This is a genomic window from Petrocella atlantisensis (assembly GCF_900538275.1).
Taxonomy (GTDB): domain Bacteria; phylum Bacillota; class Clostridia; order Lachnospirales; family Vallitaleaceae; genus Petrocella; species Petrocella atlantisensis.
Genome location: NZ_LR130778.1, coordinates 865,985 through 884,733 on the forward strand (window position 1 = coordinate 865,985; position 18,749 = coordinate 884,733).

Consider the following 18,749-nt stretch of genomic DNA (forward strand, 5'->3'; position numbering starts at 1 on the left):
CATACGAACTACTGATATGGAAGTAAAAAAAGTAGCAACCTCAAGATTTTCATCTTTAGTTACTACTTTGTCTATAGCTTGACTTTAGATCCCTAGTGTTTCCACTAGAGCTCTAAAGTATCTTATTTGTGACAAGTTAGTCAACTCTTGCATTAAGCCAATCAATAATATCACTCATGACGATTGACCTTTCATTTCTTGCATTGAGTGATTCGTGAAATAGTCCTTGATATATTTCTAGAGTTTTATCTCCAGAGCTAATATTATTATACAAGTTTTCTGAATATGCTTTGGAAACAATCCGATCATCGCCACCATGGAATATAAATACTGGGTATGTATAATTACCATCTGTTATTAGATCTTCCAGATATTTTGATCCTGCTCCAAAAGTTTCCCATTGGAGTTTTCTTGTGTAGGATGTTAGACGTAATGGATCAACATAATAATATGCTTGTATTGCTGGATATCTACTTACAGTACTTGTTAAGCTATTTGGTACAAGGGCTCCGGCCCCACCTACTGCTGCATAAAACGCTTCATCATCTAGACCAAAAACCGTATAATATGGTCCTGTCGCGCCACCAGATATGATTTGTCCGGCAAGCTTATTCGTATAAGTTACGCCATATGCTGCCGTAAGCAATCCACCCATACTATGCCCTAACATATATACCGGCTTGCCTGGATTATCTAACTTTGCCATTTCTACTATTATGTCAATGTCTTCATAATATTCTGCAAATGCTTCAACATTCCCTGAGTCTCCATTCGCGATACCTGTTTTTCCATGTCCTTTATTATCTAGCCTATATACGCCATAGCCTGCAGCGTTTAAGGCTTCTGTTGTTTCATTATATCTGCCAAGATGTTCTGCTAGGCCATGTACAATTACTACCACTGCCTTCATAGGTCCATCAACTTCAATATTTTTTGCATAATATATTTCTTTAGCTCCAGTGGCGTCGACTATTAAATCATCTTCTACCACGCTAAACGTTAATACATTACTATCAAATGCATAAGGACCTGTTATCGCTCCTGCTGCAGCTTGAATGCTGAAGGAGCGCGCATTGGTTGCATCTCCTGTAAAGGAAAAAGTAACTTGGGTATCTGTATTTCTAGTAATAGACTCAAGTGTTAATCCTGTTGTTCCCGTCGATACCGTCCAATTAGCTGGGTCCGTCACAGTTGCTTCATCTGCAAACGTATGACCTAAGTTTATGATCTGCGCAGGATGATCTTCTCCTGATGTTAAATCAATGACAATGCTTGCCCCACTAACATTTTTTGTAATGGTTGTTGAGTTTTGGGTTGTAATAATGGGTTCTTTTCTTGCTACTTGAATATCCTTACCTATAATACTGGTTCCTTGCGTAATCTCAAATGCGGCTGTTGTAAAATTATAATAGCCTTCTAAGGAGGCTGTTACTGTATATCCTGTTCCTACAGTCATTCCTGAGACATCATAAGTTCCATCTGCTAATGGGTGAATTGGTGTACGAACGATAATATTGTCTTTTTTAAGCTGAAGTGTGGCCTCTCTTAAATCCGGCATGCCTGCCGAAACTGTTAATGTTCCAGTTACAGATTGATTCCTTGCATCCAGCCAATCAACAATATCACTCATGACGATTGCCTTTTCATTTCTTGCATTGAGTGATTCGTGGAATAAACCGTCATAGATGGTTATTTCTTTATCCGCTGAATCAATATTGTTGTATAGGCTTTCAGAAAAAGCTTTAGAAACAATTCGATCATCGCCACCATGAATAATCAATGCTGGATAGGTGTACTGCCCGTCATCTATTTGATCCGTTAAGTATTTCGATCCACCTGCAAAGGTTTGCCAGTATAGTTGTGCTGAAAACTCAGTTAATCTTAACGGATCTACAAAATAATAGTTTTGCACTGCCGGATATCGACTTACAGTACTTGTTAAGCTATTTGGTAGCATGTATAATGCATTCCCACCAAATTGGCTATAAAAAGCATCTTCAGCTCCGAAATTTAAGTAATAAGGGCCAGTCGCTGCTCCTGATAAGATTTGTCCATCCAGTTTATCCGGATAAGTCACACCATACATTGCTGCAATTAATCCACCCATACTATGCCCTAACATATAAATAGGCTTGCCTGGGTTTTCAGATAGTGCCCTTTCAACAATCAAGTCTAGGTCTTCATAGTATTCACTATAAGCGCCCACAATACCTTTATCACCGTTTTCAATACCTGTTCTTCCATGACCTTTGTGATCCACTCTATAGGCACCATAACCCGCTGCATTAAGTGCCTCTACAAGTTCATTGTACCTGCCAAGATGTTCTGCCAGACCATGTGATAATACAACGACACCTTTCAAGTCTGTCACATCCGTGTTGACCGCATAATAAACTTGCTTTGTACCTGTTGCATCATTCATAAAACCGTCATCAACAACACTAAAATGTAAAACATTACTATCAAAGGCATAATCACCAGTAATCGCTGTGTCTAATGCCTGTATGGTAAATGCTCTTGTTTCTGATGCTGTGCCGGTAAAGCTGATTTCTACTTGGGTATCATTGATTCTCGTTATAGCACCAAAGGTTAAACCTGTCGTACCTGTGTCAATATCCCAATTGTTTACATCCTCTACCGTTAAAGCTTCTGCAAAGGTATGCCCTAGATTCTCGACTTGCATATCATAAACTTTGCCTGAAGTTAGATCAATCGTTAATGTTAATCCTGCTGTATTTCTTGCTATCGTCGTATATTCCCCAGGTGTAGCTGTTGTAATGATGGGTTCTTTTCTTGCGACTTGAAGATCTTTCCCTGTGACGTTGGTGCCTTGCGTCACTGCAAATGCAGCCGTTGTAAAATCATAGTAACCCTCTAAACTTACAGTGATTGTATAATTAGCACCTGCTGTAACACCATTCATACTATATGTACCATTAGCTGCCGGATGAATCATAGATCCAACATTGACACCTGATTGCTTTAATTGAATCGAAGCAACTGACAAATCCGGTGTTCCTGCGGAGGCTGTTAGTACACCCGTTATCGTTTGTGTACTAGGTGTACTGCTTCCACCGCCGCCACCACTACTTCCACCCGTATTATTTGAAGTGTTTTCAACAACAGGAGATTGAATCCCTTCTGTTACATTCATCTCTATAGGTGCCTTTTCGAAAATGACACCCCCTGATTTTACATCAACAGTCGAAATCCTACCATCACCACTTACTTTTAATGGTGACTCAATGGATAGCTTTGTAACTGTTGTATTTGCGCCAATCAGAATTGTACTGTCTTTAATATCTTTTGATACGGTCATAGATAATATCTCAGTATTGCCGTGTGTTTGTAACGCAACTTGATTTGCTTGCAACAGAACACTATCAAACTTTCCTTCAAGAACAATTGTCTCTCCTGCTGCTTGTTCTGCGATTACAATATCTGCACCTTCTACATCAATGGCTACGATTCGAACTCTACCACCAGCTGTTTCTTGAATAATGATCCTATTATACTGACCACCATTAATATGAATGCTGTTTTCGCCTCCGCCTCTAATATAGGTTTCTCCATTAACGATAATATTATTCAAAGTAACATCGCCTTGTCCTACCGCTTCATCTATGATCAAGCTTCCGGTAATACTCAGGTTCTGAAGTATAACCCCATCTGCTTTAACAACGACATTACCTTCAATAGTCTCAGCACCTGTTACCGGACCATATGTCCCTGCTTTATTATAAATTATGGTTCCCATGGCATGATTAAGAGCGACAATAGCCTCTGCTCGCTTTATTTGAGCCGTGGGCTTAAAGCTACCATCCGGGTAACCACCCATTAATCCTGCTTCTACAAGCGCACCTATAAAGCCACTGCTCCATGATGCCATTTCACTAGAATCCTTAAAATTCATACCAGCATCTGTGTTTGGTGTCAATGCTTTAACTTTTGCAATGACGATGGCTGCTTCTTGTCTTGAAATAAGATTATTCGGTTGCATTGTACCATCAGGATAACCCCCAAGATATCCTGCCGCAACTGCTTTTTGAATAACGTTATAATACCAAACGCCTTCTGTCACATCACTAAATTGAATCTCTACTTCTGCAGTATAACCGAATGCATTATTAACTAGGTTCATGAATTCAGCTCTTGTAATACTGTTATCCGGTTTAAAGGAGCCATCCCCATAGCCCCCGGCTAAACCCTTATTCATCCATTCTTTGATCGTATTTCCTGCCCAATGGTTCTCAATGTCTGACTTGGCTGAAACACTGATTGTAAATACCGGTATACTGATTGCTAATGATAGTATGATTGCAATGAGTTTTTTTGCACCTTTTTTAAATCCTTTCATCATTTACGCCTCCTAATATAATATATTAAATGCATGGAAAAGCTGTGTTCCTAATTGCCTCCTCCCTTCTGTTAATTGGCTTTCTAATTTATTATGGTACACGAATGCTTGTTAACAATTCATCAACCAATTGTTAACAAAAATGGGCTGTCTCGGATTTTGAGACAGCCCATAAAAGTATATGTGTAGTATATGAAATATTTTATTTTTCCTTAATCCGCCATAATTCTTCTTCCGTTTTTTTCATCATAACCTGATTACCCATTATATGATACAACTCTGCCTTTTTCTGGTAATAGCTTTCATTGTAGTTTTGGTGTTGGATCAGAATATTCATAAAATTAAGGGCTTCTTTATAATCCTTCTTTTCCTCAAGTAATGATACTGCTTTTAATATTACATTTTGAAACGTATTATAATACTTTTCCTTTTCCAGATTAAATTCATAGATATCAATATCCTCACAAAAAGCACCTTTATAGATATTATTTAGCGCTTTTGCAGACAAAATTAGATCTTCATCTGTATGATTCAAATCTTCAATATGTTGGTTAAAATGCATTAAATCCGTCGTAATAATCTTGTCATTAATAAAGTAACGGCTATTGGCTTGCCATATGATCTCTTCAAACCCAACATCTTGCATTGCTTTTCTAATATAGGTAAGGGAGGTCCTTATATTACCATTGGCTTTGTCTAAATCATAATGCTCAAAAAAAGTGTCCATAAGCTTGTCCTTGGTGACGCCTGTTTTATTATGATAAAGTAAGTAATAAAAGATGTGCTTCGCTTTTACCGTTCGCCAACGAACAAGCTTTCCGCCTGCCTTTACAATATTATCACCAAAAAAGCGAACATACAGTTTTTCTGAATCGTTCGTTTCTTGCTCCATTAGCCCTTGACCTACCCTATTTTTAATTTCTTCTACAAATGTTGTGTGTATGTGGTTTTGCAAACAAAAATGATACAAAGGCTTGTAATATTCATAAAAAGTCATAAAGTCCTGAATGTAATAGCCACTTTCAGATAAGTCCATCGTTGTTTGTGCGTACTTAAGGACATTTCTTTCATCACCCTTAGCCAAATACGCAGTTGCAATAACAGCACTCAGGGTTGCCACATAGAGTTTTGTACCAAAAGCTTCTGAAGGTACCATTGCCCGTTTAGCATGTTCAATCGCCAAGTCATAATCCTTTAGAATTAAATACATTTGAGATAACATCATATCCACCATCATAAAACCTAAATGGTTATCTTTAGGTATACGAGGATAATACTTGCTTACCATTTCTAAAGCTTCATCCTTGCGTCCCAAAAAAGCCAACATCGTTGCATAGGTAAATGTACTTAAATGGTACAAATTATTATTTTTGTCTACGAAACACTTCATTGTTTCTTTGAAATATTTTTCAGCATGTCCATATTCACCATGATGAAATTCCAGTTCTGCCAAAATACCATAAAGCTCCGGCAAATTGGCATTTAACCCAAATCGCTTGGCATTGTCGATTTCTTTTAATACATAGGTTTTACCTTCTTCTAGATGTCCCCAAACCATATAGATGCGTATGGTATAAATTATTGAGTTGAGCGGAGATATTTTATCACGATACTTCGCTTGAACGGACATAGCCGTACGATATTCTCCAATTAAATAAGCCGCATATTCCAAGAGCGCAAATGCCTGTACCTCAGAAGTTTTTATATGATTTTCATTTATTGATAATATTTCATTTTTTAATACAATAAACTCTTCATCTACCCTGCTTAAAAAGGCACTGATATATAATTTTTCACTTAAAACATCCACCTTTTCATCTAATGGTCGATTATGTATTTTTTTGTAAATCACATTAGCAAGGGCATAGGCTTCATCAGCTTTGTATTCCATACGCAACACTTTCACCCATATAATATCTGCTTTTAATAAGCCTTCTTCGTCCTTTTGATCTAAGAAAAGTATGCGTGCATTTTTAATAAATTGTCTTCCACTTTCTACCTCTAGATTCTTAAGGGCTATTAATGCTTTGATGAGTGAAAAGCTCCCATATTCATAGGCTGTTTTTGTGGATATTTTCTTTTCCCAGTGATAGATTTTTGAGTAATAAGCAATAGAAACATATGTGTACTGGCCTTTTTTCAAGAGAGCATCTGCCCCATCATAGTCTCTTGATAAGAGTAAATAATCAATGGCTTCTAGAGTATTATTTCTATAGATATAATAGGCACTTATTTTTTCATAAACCTCTTTTTTATTCGATACTTTTTCTTGCAAATAATCTCTAAATAAGTCATGATATTTAAACACACCCGAGTGAATTTTGCTGATAAAAAGACCTTTTCCAGACATCATTTTAAGCGTTTCATAAGCATTGGTTCTATTGGTAATATAGTTGCATGCCTCAACATCTAATATCTCTAAGAGACAGGTTGAGAGTAAAAATTCTTGATCGTCAAACATTTCAAATATATTATCAAAACATTTTTTGTAGAGTTCTTGAATCTCATAGCCACTTACAAGATTCTCACTTATTGCATGTTGTAAGAGATTAAGCCCAAAGGGCCACCCATTATTTTTCCGGATGAGTTCTTGATTATATATTTCTTGATGATTCGGTTTGATTTTATCAATAAAGGTATTTTCTTCTGCTTGAGAAAACTTCAATTGTTCAATACTAATTTCTGCAAAACGATGACTGGTCAATAAAAAATCCAAATCAAGTGCTGGTTGGGTCCTTGATGCAATAATGACACGAATATTTGATGGCAAGTATCTAATAAATACTGCTATGCATTCATGAATGAGGTCCTCTGTTAGATAGTGAAAATCATCAAAAATAATGCATAGAGGATCCTGAGACTTTTGTGATAAGTAATTTAACAAATCAGCTACCAGCCCTTTGATGTCGCCTTGATCTAACCTTTCATTCAAAAAAGGTACAATATCCTCTTGATGCTTACCAAGACATCTTGCTATACCTTCTGATAAATAGGTCATAAATGTTAGAATCTCATTATCAAACATATCCAAATGATACCACATTACTTTTTCATCGGTCATATGGTTGAACTGAGATAGTAATGTTGTTTTTCCATAACCTGCAGGCGCTGTAACAAATATCACATTCTTATTTTTATCTCTTGTCATTTTTTCAAGTAATTCTGAACGTAATATAAATGCTTTTTCTATCGCTGTTGGGCTAAATTTTGCATTAATGATGTTCATATCACTATCTCCTTTGTCAAGGTGTTTACCGAGAAATCTAGAAAACCCTTTGTCATTCTTAATTATAGTACCACAATAATCTCTTTGCTATCAATATATCCACTTAATCTTTATTGCTTATCAATCGTATCAAACAAAAAAATCCAACAAAAAAGGGCTCAATATGAACCCTTCTGTTTCTCAAATGTTCGTAAATATACCATTCACATTAAGAAATTGATTTACTTAACTACACCAACATATTGACTGTCAGTCACTAAGATATGATCGATGAGCCAATCTAAAAGAAAGGTCACAAGATCTTCAAGCACGGACATCTGATTAAAGTCAATATCTTTGCTCAGAAAATCTTGTACTTTGGCAACAAAGGCTGCATGCTCCATCTTGTGTGCATTGATTTTATTGTAACCATGTGCTTCCATCATGGCTTCTTCATCTGCAAAATGAGTAATTGTATAGTCTTTCAGATTCCCAAGTACATAGGTGATATCATCGTAACAATCCACGCCATCTTCAGCGTCATGAATGAGTGCTTTGACTTCTTCAACCAGATCCACCAATTGCTTATGTTGTTCGTCGATTACAGGTATTCCAAGTGAAAATTTTTCTTGCCATAACATGTCTACTACCTCCGTCAGTCTATTAAGTTTTTTCCTTAATAAGATTGTATCACCAAGCCGGCTTTTGTCAAGGTTGTCTTGAATCTATGGTAAGTTATTTAGATGTAGACTATGAATCGATTCTTAATAAGTCACTTTGTATTTTAATTTGTTAATAAAAATCCGGATATTGCAATTATCCAGATGGATTCGGTGATTGGAACAAAAGGTGCTATTGAGGTGAATCATGAGTTGATAATAAGGGTTCTTACAAAAGGTACCAGCTTGAATGACCTGACACTAGAGGATATCTATTTAATGATGAATCACACCAAACACCCCCCATATTGTTGATATTGACAGTACGTAAGTCTGATTCTTCTGTATCTAAACATATATTTTCTATGTACTTCATTAATTCAGATTCATTACCCAAAGCAAACTCAGTCTATAATTTTAAAGAAAACATAAACTAGTTCTTTTTCACTAATTTAACTAGAAATATGATTCCAATAAACGTTAAAAGCATTACAATTGTTGATACCACAATGAATATACCTAAAGCCATATTTTATCTTCTCCTTTAGTAATAAAATTCTTACATCATTATTATACGTTGTTGATGCTGTTTCTTTGTTATACATAACATACCTTCTGAAACTACTATAGTCTTATATTAAAACAGCTTCTAGTCACTATGGTAACATACATGAATTACTTTAGTCATCTATATTAAGCTTTACACCACACAAAATCAACCTACTTTAGTAGCCAATGATTTTATAAACTGAAGATACACATGTTATAACGGACTTTATTATGTCCAATAACCTTTCCTTATTATGATTTTTTTTATTGGTTATGCCAGTTTTTTCCTTTTAAGGCATAATAAACTTGCTTTTTGACCGATAGGCGGTTAAACTATATGATTGGATACTAAGAATAAATTACGACGTATAAAGTTATTTAGAAAGTAGGATTTTATGAGTAAAGAAAAAATCATTAACATTGCCGTTATTGCCCATGTCGATGCAGGCAAATCCACGTTGGTTGACACTTTTTTAAACCAAAATGGTGTATTTAGAGCAAATGAAGAGGTCATTGATTGTGTCATGGACAGCAACGACATTGAAAGAGAACGTGGTATAACGATCTACTCTAAAAACTGTTCAATTCGTTATAAAGATTATAAAATAAATATTGTAGATACACCTGGTCATGCGGATTTTTCTTCCGAAGTTGAGCGTATTATGAAGACTGTGGATACGGTTATCTTACTGGTTGACTCCAGCGAAGGTCCAATGCCACAAACACGATTCGTACTTCAAAAGTCTTTGGAAATGAATCTAAGACCCATTCTATTCATTAATAAAATCGACAAAAAAGATGAACGTGCTGAAGAAGTTGTGGATATGACCTTCGATCTTTTCGTAGATCTTGACGCAACCGATGAACAACTCGACTTCCCTGTGCTCTATGGTGCTGCAAGGGATGGTTATGCTATAAATGAGATGGGTGAAGAAAGTAGTGATATGAAACCTCTTTTTGAAACCATCATTAATCATGTCGATGCCTATCCTGATTATGACGATGAACCTTTACAGATGCAAATATCTGCTCTTGGTTATGATGATTATATCGGAAGACTGGGTATCGGACGTGTTACAAAAGGCACAATCAAAGCCGGCCAACAGGTCGCGATTACAAAAAGAGATGGTAGTGTTGCGACCGGTAAGGTTCTGAAGCTTTTTTGTTATGAAGGCCTAAAACAAACCCCAAAAGACGAGCTGTTTAGTGGTGATATCGCGGTTGTTGCCGGGATTGCAGATTTATCCATCGGTGAGACCCTTTGTGACATCTACAATGTGCAAGGTATGGAAATGATTCATATAGAAGAGCCGACTTTATCCATGAATTTCTTGGTTAACAGCTCACCTTTTGCCGGTCGTGTTGGTAAGTTCGTAACCACAAGACATATTAGAGACCGTCTGGAAAAAGAACTTCAAGTCAACGTGGGTCTAAAAGTAGAAGACCTTGGCGGCCTTGAAGGTTATAAAGTCTCCGGACGTGGTGAGTTACACTTATCCATACTCATTGAAAATATGAGACGTGAAGGTTATGAGCTGAGTGTCTCAAAGCCTGAAGTTATCATGCACAAGGAAGATGGAAAGACCGTAGAGCCTATAGAACGTGTCCTAATTACTTTACCGGATTCTTATGTAGGTATGGCCATTTCTTCTCTAAACAATAGAAAAGGTACCATGGAGAATATGATCTCTGAAAATGGTTTTACCAAAATTGAATATATAGCACCTACACGAGGTCTGCTTGGTTTCCGTTCTGAAATGATTACAGATTCAAGAGGTGAAGCTACGATTGTTCGTTCCTTTGAAGGATTTGAACGTTATAAAGGTGAGATTCCAAGTAGAAATAATGGTGTTCTTGTCTCTGGTGAGCAAGGTATCGCTACCCCTTATTCTCTTAATAACTTATCCGATCGTGCTACTATGACCATTCATACCGGAACAGAAGTCTACGAAGGTATGATTATTGGTATTAATTCCCGTAAAGACGATATGTCTGTTAACCCAACAAAAAATAAGAAGTTAACGAATACAAGATCATCTGGTAACGACGACGCTGTCAAGCTGGCACCACCAAAGATCTTTTCTCTAGAAGAAGCTCTTGAATTCATTGCTGATGACGAATTGGTTGAAATCACACCGGACAGCATTCGTCTTCGTAAGAAAATCCTAAGAGAAACAGAACGATTACGTGCCAATAAAAACAGTACCAAAACATCATAAATTATTTAAGCATAAAACTATATAGTTCTACAAAAATGCGAAGGTCATATATGACCTTCGCATTATATTTACTCAATATTCAATTTCATTTCATGCAATTCTCTCGTTTATCCTGTTAGATTTACAAAATAATAATGCTACATGTTACATACTACTCATACTATTGCAAATTACAACTACAAAGTCAGAATTATAAAACTACAGTTACATACTTCTATACTTCATTGCTACATTGTTACAGTTACATACTGCATACTACAAACTACATATTACAAAATTCATTGTTCAGTTACATATACTACATATATTACACATACTACATATACTACACATATTACATATTACTGTGAATCATATGAATTTGTTGCATGTACATACTGCTTTACAATAAATCTTTACTACATATTACATAACACTTACTTTGTTGCAAAACTTCGGGTTTACAATGCAATGGGGATGTTCACCATTTTACCCTTTTCAAACAATCTAACAATCATCTAAACTTAAGAATTGTGTTGCTAACTGATTCATATTCACAACATACTTATGAACTTCCATATATACGCTGTAGAGACCATATACAATTGCTACTTCAATCGTCACTTATATGTCTATCTAACGTACAGTCATTAAACGGCTTCTTTGCGCCTATTTAACCACAATATGTTGCTGATTGCCCCTCTACTATACTTCAGGGGCCTAATTAAACTGCTCGTATTGGTCCTACCGTCTGGAGCATTTTCACTTTACATCCACTCCCTTTTCGGTCAGATACATTAATCGTACGTACATTTATCCGTTTAAAAAGGTATTCCGGAAGTTACCTTTGTCTTATTATACACCCTATAGTCAGTTATTTCAATCTCTAATTTAACAGATTTCTTACACTATATTCATCCTGTCTAAAATATCTCTCAAATCGCCCAAATCGAAGCTATATTCTGTGTTACAGAACTGACAGGACATAACAATGGGCTTGCCTTCTTGAATCATATCTTTTATCTCATCGGATCCCACCGTGATTAAGGCTTTCTCAACCCTTTCCTTAGAGCAGTCACATTCAAATCTTGGATAGACTTTCTCATGAAATGTTAAAGACAGTCCTTCCATTACTCTACGCGCTATATCCTCACCATCGGCACCAGCATCCAACATAGCTGTCACGGACGGTAGTTTCTTAATATTGGCTTCAATCTTGTCAATAACCTCATCTTTGGCACCGGGCATCAACTGTAGAATAAAGCCCCCACTTTGTCTTACGGTATAGTCTTTATCCACAAGAACGCCTAAAGCTACTACCGAAGGCGTTTGCTCACTGCTTGCAAAGTAGTAGGTCAGATCTTCTGCAATCTCGCCACTGATAAGATCAATTTGTCCATTATAGGGTTCTTTCATCCCTATGTCTTTGATCACATTAAGAAAACCGGTTCCTAGAGCGCCGGATACATCCAGTTTACCGTTGGGCTTTAGTGGTAAGTCCACATCGGGTCGATTGACGTAGCCTTTTACAATAGCATCTGAATTTGCTGTAACTAAAACCCCGCCCAAAGGCCCATCGCCTTTAAATTGAAGGGTCAATAGATCTTTGTCCCCTTTCATCATACTGCCCATAATGGCGCCAGCGGTAAGGGTTCTTCCAAGGGCTGCAGTGGCTACAGGACTTGTCTTATGTAGACTTCTAGCTCTTTCTACCAGCTCTTTTGTTATGGCGACGTAGAGCCTTACTTGATGGTCCTTATCTGTCACTCTTACTATATAGTCTGACATCTTATTTCTCCTTCATGACTTCTTGTGCGACAAAATACATACGCTGGGTGGTTGACTTTAGATCCTCAAAAGTATTGTCATGATAGAGACCTAAAAGCTTTAAACCTGATGCTTCAAGGCACTTTATCACTTCCTGGGGATCATAGCCTCGCTCATGATGTACTTCTGTTGATTTTTCGTATAAACCGTCTTCGTTTTTTATAAAAACATTTACTTCATATTCATTAATGGCTTCATCTTCGTAGTAATAGTTTTCCCAAATATAAGCATAGTCTTCATGATTTTCAGCATACGTCTTGTTCCCTAGTACCTCTTTGAACTTGTAGACGGTGTTCATGTCAAATATAAAAAGGCCGCCGGGGTTTAAAAAAAGATTTACTTTTTCAAAAGTTTTTTCCAAATCTTCATCAAAGGTAATATAATTGAGCGCATCACCTACTGAAATCACTGCATCTACCGTTCCAAAAAGATCCAGTTCGCTCATATCCTGATTCAGATACATAACCTCCAGATTATCTTCCTTAGCCTTATCTCTAGCAATGGCCAACATATCTTCAGAAAGATCTACACCAATCATTTCATAACCCTTCTTGGCCATCAAATTGGTCATAGACCCCGTCCCACAACCCAGGTCCAAGATGAGCTCCGGTTTAAGTTTGAATTTCTCAAATATAGATTCTATATATGTAAGCCACACCTCATAAGGTAGCTCATTAAGTGCACTATCATAAATCATGGCAAATTGTTCATAGGAAGCCAATGCCTTCACCCTCTTTCTATTTTTTATGACTGAATCCTTACTTTTTCATTTTCCATTATAACTGGCCAATCCTTAACGCTTTTGGCATAGGTTTTTCCAAACAGAAGCAGTACCATGGTCACACCAAAAATCTCAGCAATCAGAAAAGCAAACCACACAGCACGAAGACCTCCAAATTCTCCAAGGATATAAGCGGCAGGCAATAGAATAACCAATTGCCTTATCATGGATATGTAGAGGCTATAATGGGCCTTACCCAATCCCTGAAAGGCTGTACTGAGTATAACGCTGACACCTAACAAGGGGAACATTAGACTAATTGTTCTAAATGCCGGTACCCCAAGTTCAAGCATCCTTGCATTGGCGTTGTAAAGTCCCAAAAGTGATGTGGGAAAGATTTGAAAGATCAGCAAACAAAAAATCATAAAGCTTACAGCCACCATGGTACTGAACTTAATAGCAGCAAGAAGGCGTTCTTTGTTTTTTGCACCAAAGTTATAACCTATAATTGGCATGGTCCCTGTTGAAAGCCCAAAAATCGGCATAAATACTAAGGATTGCAATCTGAAATAGGAACCCATTACATCAATAGCCAGATCACCGTATTTTGATAAAATCAAGTTAAAACCGGTAAGCATAATAGATCCTAAACCTTGCATAATGGATACCGGTATCCCAACTACAAGAATTTGCTTAACAATCGATAGCTTTAACTTAAAATTTCTAGGGTCGGGTTTAATGATGTTGTTACCAAATAGCAAAATCGACCAAACAAATATCATGGATATAATCTGAGCTACGACGGTTGCAATGGCTGCTCCTTCAATACCCATAGCCGGTACACCAAATAGACCGAATATCAAAATCGGATCTAGTATAATGTTCAGTACTGCTCCAATGAGCATGGCGATCATCGGTTTGATCATTTCACCTGTTCCTTGAAGCACGCTCATACCGACTTGCCCCAGTATTCTGCCAAAAGCAAACATCATGATAATCTTTGTATACGATGTGGCATAATCGATGACCATTGTGTTGTCTGTAAAGAGTACAAAAAAATCTCTGGCAAACAGTGTACCCAGTATTGCTACAATACTGTACACAAAAACACCAACGACAACACCATGTTCTGCTATCAAAACAGCCGTCTTATGATCTTTTTCCCCGAGTTTTCTTGATATGTTTGAGTTCATGCCCACGCCTAATCCTACAAACACCGCTATAACGATGAGTTGCAAGGGGAAGGCTAAGGATATGGCCGTTAAGGCATCGTTGTTGGTATCACTGATTCTGGAGACAAAAATGCTATCCACCACATTATACATAGCTTGTACCATCATGGCAAAAATAGCCGGTAAGGACATGCTGATAATAAGTTTAGGTATGGGTACTATGCCCATTTTGTTCTTTTCCATTGCTGTGCCTCCACTTTCTAAAATGCTCGTTTTGCTTTATGCTTCTATTTTGATTTCAATTGTTTCTGAGATACCCAAGGCATATAGGTAAATAGCTTTTACCCGCTTACCTGTGCCTTGTTCCAAGGCTTTTTTGTAATAACGCATTTGTGTGCTGTATCTTTTTTTCAATGTATCTATGGCACCCTCTGATATATGATCTGTTTTGTAATCCACAATCACAAGGCCTTCCTCTTCTTCAAAGAACAAATCGATAACACCTTGAACCATCCTATAATCTGATGTGACTACCCCTGCTTCAAGTTCCGGTTCAAGCCCCATGACAAATGGCTTTTCTTTAATCAACTGTCCTTTTGAAGCCGCGATTTTTGCCCGCTTTCCTATGTCTGAATCTAAGAAAGCCTTAATCGACCTAGGAAGAATACTTTTAGCTTCACGATCTGTTATTATTTGCTTTTGACACAGCTCTTTTATCCTATCTGCTATGGAATTTTCCTCCATTTGAGATAAGAAATCAAGATGATACATGACTTTGTGATAGGCTTGTCCCCGCTGGGCCCCTGTCATCGGTTGCTCTCCTGCAATAAAAACCGGTCGTATGGATGTTTTTTCCCGGGTGGGTAGCTTTGTATAGCTTTCTTCTTCAAGCCGCTTGATTTCTGATACGGATTGGCTAATATCCATCTTGGTCAAGGTATCATAAGTATATGTCCAAGCCATTTTTGACTCAAAATCAAGATCCAACTTGGCTTTTTTCTCTTGATCCTCTGGAGTCAAGGCTTTTAAGATGGAAGGGTTACTTTCATAATCCAAGTATGTCTTTTGATATATGGTTAGACTCGGCTCTATGGATTGAAGGGCGACTTTTCCTGAGTACTCAAGGCCCGTATTGGCATACAACTCTTTAGCCTGACTATGGCGCATCAGTGCCAACATAATCCAATCCAAATAATTCTGACAACTTTTAACCGTTAGAGTGCCAAGGTGAATGCTTTCAATACTTAGAGCCCTTGACCATTTTTCAATCTGTTTATCCATATTTTTTGCTGAGCCAATGAGGATTAGTTTTTCTCGTGCTCTAGTTAAAGCTACATATAGGATTCTAAGCTCTTCTGATTTTAATTCCTGATCCATTTTTGACTTAAGAACTTCTTTGATGGGTGACTGTATTTTAATCCGTTCCTTAGAAAGAATTGTATCTGTTCCAAAGCCAAAATCCTGATGGATGAGCACCGATTGTCGGATGTCATTTTTATTAAAAAGCTTACTAAGGGCTGGAAGAATAACCACCGGATACTCGAGCCCTTTACTTCCATGAATACTCATAATGGTCACTTGATTGCCCTGTTCATCATGAAGCAATGCTTCACCTTGATCGATGCTATGCTTTTTCATATGTTCCATATACCTTAAGAAGTTAAAAAGGCCTTTGAAGCTTATCTGTTCGTACCTATGGACTTGATCTAAAAACATGTCCAGATTGGCTTGGCGCTTAGGTCCTCCAAGCATCATAGAAACATAATCATAATAACCCGTGTCCTCAAAAATCTGCTGTACCAAGCCGTATAAACTTAAGCTATTTTTCACTTGGCGCCAATGCTGTAGTACTAGTTGAAATTTGACTACTTTTTCATCTAAGGGTGTGTTCCCAATTATGCTATTATAATATAGTGTCAAGGCGCTGTGAAAATCTACTTCCGGATCTGTCAGTCTTATTGTGACCAGTTCATCACCCGTAAACCCAAACATAGGTGCACGCAAGACTGCAAGCAAAGGTATATCTTGCTTAGGATTATCAATAATTCTAAGCAAATTGAGTAACGTTTTTATCTCGATGGTCTCAAAGTATCCAGTAGCCAACCGACTGGCCACAGGTATACCGAAGCTTGCAAATGTCTCTACGAAAGCTTCTGACCAACCTGTCATGGTCCGCATGAGTATAACAATATCTTTATATGCCAGACGTCGCTCTGTCTTTTCTTGACCATCATAGATCATCATAGGTGGATCTAAGGCCATAAGGCGTTGTATCTCAACGGCGACTGCCTGTGCTTCAATCTGTCTGGTTGTAAGCCCCCTAAACCCTTCACGTTCAATTAATAGAACTTCTGTATCGTAGACATCTGATTCTATTCGATAGTCCGCACCTAGATTCAAGGCTGCAGATGCATCATAGTGGACATCTCCTATTTTCTTGGACATCAATTGTGTAAAGAGGTAATTGGTCATGTCCAGAATCTGTTTTCGACTTCTAAAATTCTGATGCAATTCAATTTTTTGATAATGACTTTCTTCGGTTGTATAGGTATCGTATTTTTCTGAGAATAACTCCGGCTTAGCCAAGCGAAATTTATATATACTTTGCTTCATATCCCCTACCATAAAGATATTAGGCTTTCCCTCTGTTATTCGTGATACGTTCTGAATTAAGGTTTCTTGAACTAAGTTGCTGTCTTGGTATTCATCCACCATAATCTCCACAAAACGGTCTGCATAGATCTTGGCCACCTCTGTTGATATACCTTTATCATCCAATAATATATTCAGAGCAAAATGTTCGATGTCATTAAAGTCTATCATGTTCTTATCGGCTTTTTTTTCTTGGTAGGCTTCTGAAAATACTTGAATGATGGCGGCCAGTGTTTTCATATGACCATGACTGATCGCCGTCATCTTTAAGAAAGTCTCATCATAATCAAAGCCATATTGGTTTTGCATGGTTTTAAGCTGGTCTTTGATACGGCCAATCAGAGCTTTAACCGGCTCACACACTTCCGGTTCTGTTCCTCTTTTGGCAGACTTGGCTCTTGGATAGTCCAGATTGTTTAATATCTCAAAAACAAACCTCCTATTGTCTTTAACGGACTCAAGATCCCTTAGATAGGTATCATAGATCGTAAGGGTTTCCATCATTGGCTTAAGACGTATATCTGTTTCTATAATCTCCGCCGCTTCCCTAGACAAAAGTTTAAGGTCATTGATTTGTTCAAATATTTCTTCCATCATATAAGTGATATAGGGCGATTCGTACCATTGGTCCAAGTTTCTTATATCTAATAAGTCTATGCTGTTTTCCAACCATTTTTCCGGCATTGGGTGACTTCGACTGAGCTTATATACAGATAGAACTAAGGCTTCAACCGCCTTATCGCTTTTCCCCGGTGCATAACTTTCAATGAAATCCAGATAATTTGTATCACCTTCTGTATAAAACGTCTCTATAACTTCTCCTAGGACTTCATTTTGCATGAGTGTGAGCTCTATCTCATCTCCTATCTTAAAACTAGGGTCCAGGTTAATCTTGTAAAAATAGTTTTTGATGACCTGCAGGCAAAAGGCATGCAAAGTCATAATATTGGCTGAGGGCAATAGCGTAAGCTGCTGCTGCAAATATAGATTCGTCGGATCATCTTCAATCGCACTGTAAAGTGCATTACCGACTCTTTCTCGCATCTCCGATGCAGCTGCGTTGGTAAAAGTCACCACAAGTAAGCTGTCAATTGAAACAGGTTCTGTCTTATCTGTAATCATGCGGATGATGCGTTCAACTAAGACGGCTGTTTTTCCCGAACCGGCTGCTGCTGAAACCAGTAGATTTCTTCCATGGGTCGTAATGACTTTGCTTTGTTGCTCTGTAAATCTTACTTCACTCATACTGCACCCCACTTTCTCTGTCTATTTTAGCTGAAAACCTTAGATTATGCCATAGATAAACAGCTATTTCATAGAAAATATTCCCTCATGTTTACAGACATCCATCAGAAAGGTATAATGAATGTGTATGTGTCAACTAGAATGATCTATGATAGGAGAACCCT

The 18,749-nt window shown here is 37.5% G+C and carries 8 protein-coding genes; 1 reads left to right on the top strand and 7 read right to left on the bottom strand.

Annotated elements, in window-relative coordinates; genetic code table 11:
- Window positions 1-136: 136 nt before the first annotated feature.
- From PATL70BA_RS04170 to PATL70BA_RS04180, 3 genes are all read right to left on the bottom strand, one after another.
- Complete coding sequence (locus PATL70BA_RS04170; RefSeq protein WP_125136202.1) at window positions 137-4,360, bottom strand: alpha/beta fold hydrolase; 4,224 nt, start codon at window positions 4,358-4,360, stop codon at window positions 137-139.
- 199 nt (window positions 4,361-4,559) lie between these two features.
- A complete protein-coding gene (locus PATL70BA_RS04175; RefSeq protein WP_125136203.1) occupies window positions 4,560-7,583 on the bottom strand; it encodes an AAA family ATPase in 3,024 nt (1,007 codons plus the stop codon).
- A gap of 221 nt (window positions 7,584-7,804) precedes the next feature.
- On the bottom strand, window positions 7,805-8,203 hold the full coding sequence (locus PATL70BA_RS04180; protein WP_125136204.1) for a bacteriohemerythrin: 399 nt from the start codon (window positions 8,201-8,203) through the stop codon (window positions 7,805-7,807).
- Window positions 8,204-9,165: 962 nt separating this feature from the next.
- Here PATL70BA_RS04180 and typA point away from each other — a divergent pair.
- Window positions 9,166-10,989, top strand: coding sequence for a translational GTPase TypA (typA, locus tag PATL70BA_RS04185; protein WP_125136205.1), 1,824 nt, complete (start codon window positions 9,166-9,168; stop codon window positions 10,987-10,989).
- An 882-nt stretch (window positions 10,990-11,871) separates the two neighbouring features.
- Here the strand turns inward: typA and hslO are convergent.
- Genes hslO through addA form a run of 4 tightly spaced genes read right to left on the bottom strand, consistent with a single transcriptional unit; the run spans window position 11,872 to window position 18,585 of the window.
- Window positions 11,872-12,756 carry an Hsp33 family molecular chaperone HslO gene (hslO, locus tag PATL70BA_RS04190; protein WP_125136206.1) on the bottom strand — a complete coding sequence of 295 codons (885 nt, stop codon included), beginning with the start codon at window positions 12,754-12,756 and terminating at the stop codon, window positions 11,872-11,874.
- Between the two features lies 1 nt (window position 12,757).
- Window positions 12,758-13,492, bottom strand: coding sequence for a class I SAM-dependent DNA methyltransferase (locus PATL70BA_RS04195; protein WP_243115964.1), 735 nt, complete (start codon window positions 13,490-13,492; stop codon window positions 12,758-12,760).
- A 47-nt stretch (window positions 13,493-13,539) separates the two neighbouring features.
- Window positions 13,540-14,931 carry an MATE family efflux transporter gene (locus PATL70BA_RS04200; protein ID WP_125136208.1) on the bottom strand — a complete coding sequence of 464 codons (1,392 nt, stop codon included), beginning with the start codon at window positions 14,929-14,931 and terminating at the stop codon, window positions 13,540-13,542.
- A gap of 36 nt (window positions 14,932-14,967) precedes the next feature.
- Window positions 14,968-18,585: a helicase-exonuclease AddAB subunit AddA gene (gene addA, locus PATL70BA_RS04205; RefSeq protein WP_125136209.1), complete on the bottom strand. Its 3,618-nt coding sequence runs from the start codon at window positions 18,583-18,585 to the stop codon at window positions 14,968-14,970.
- Window positions 18,586-18,749: the final 164 nt, after the last annotated feature.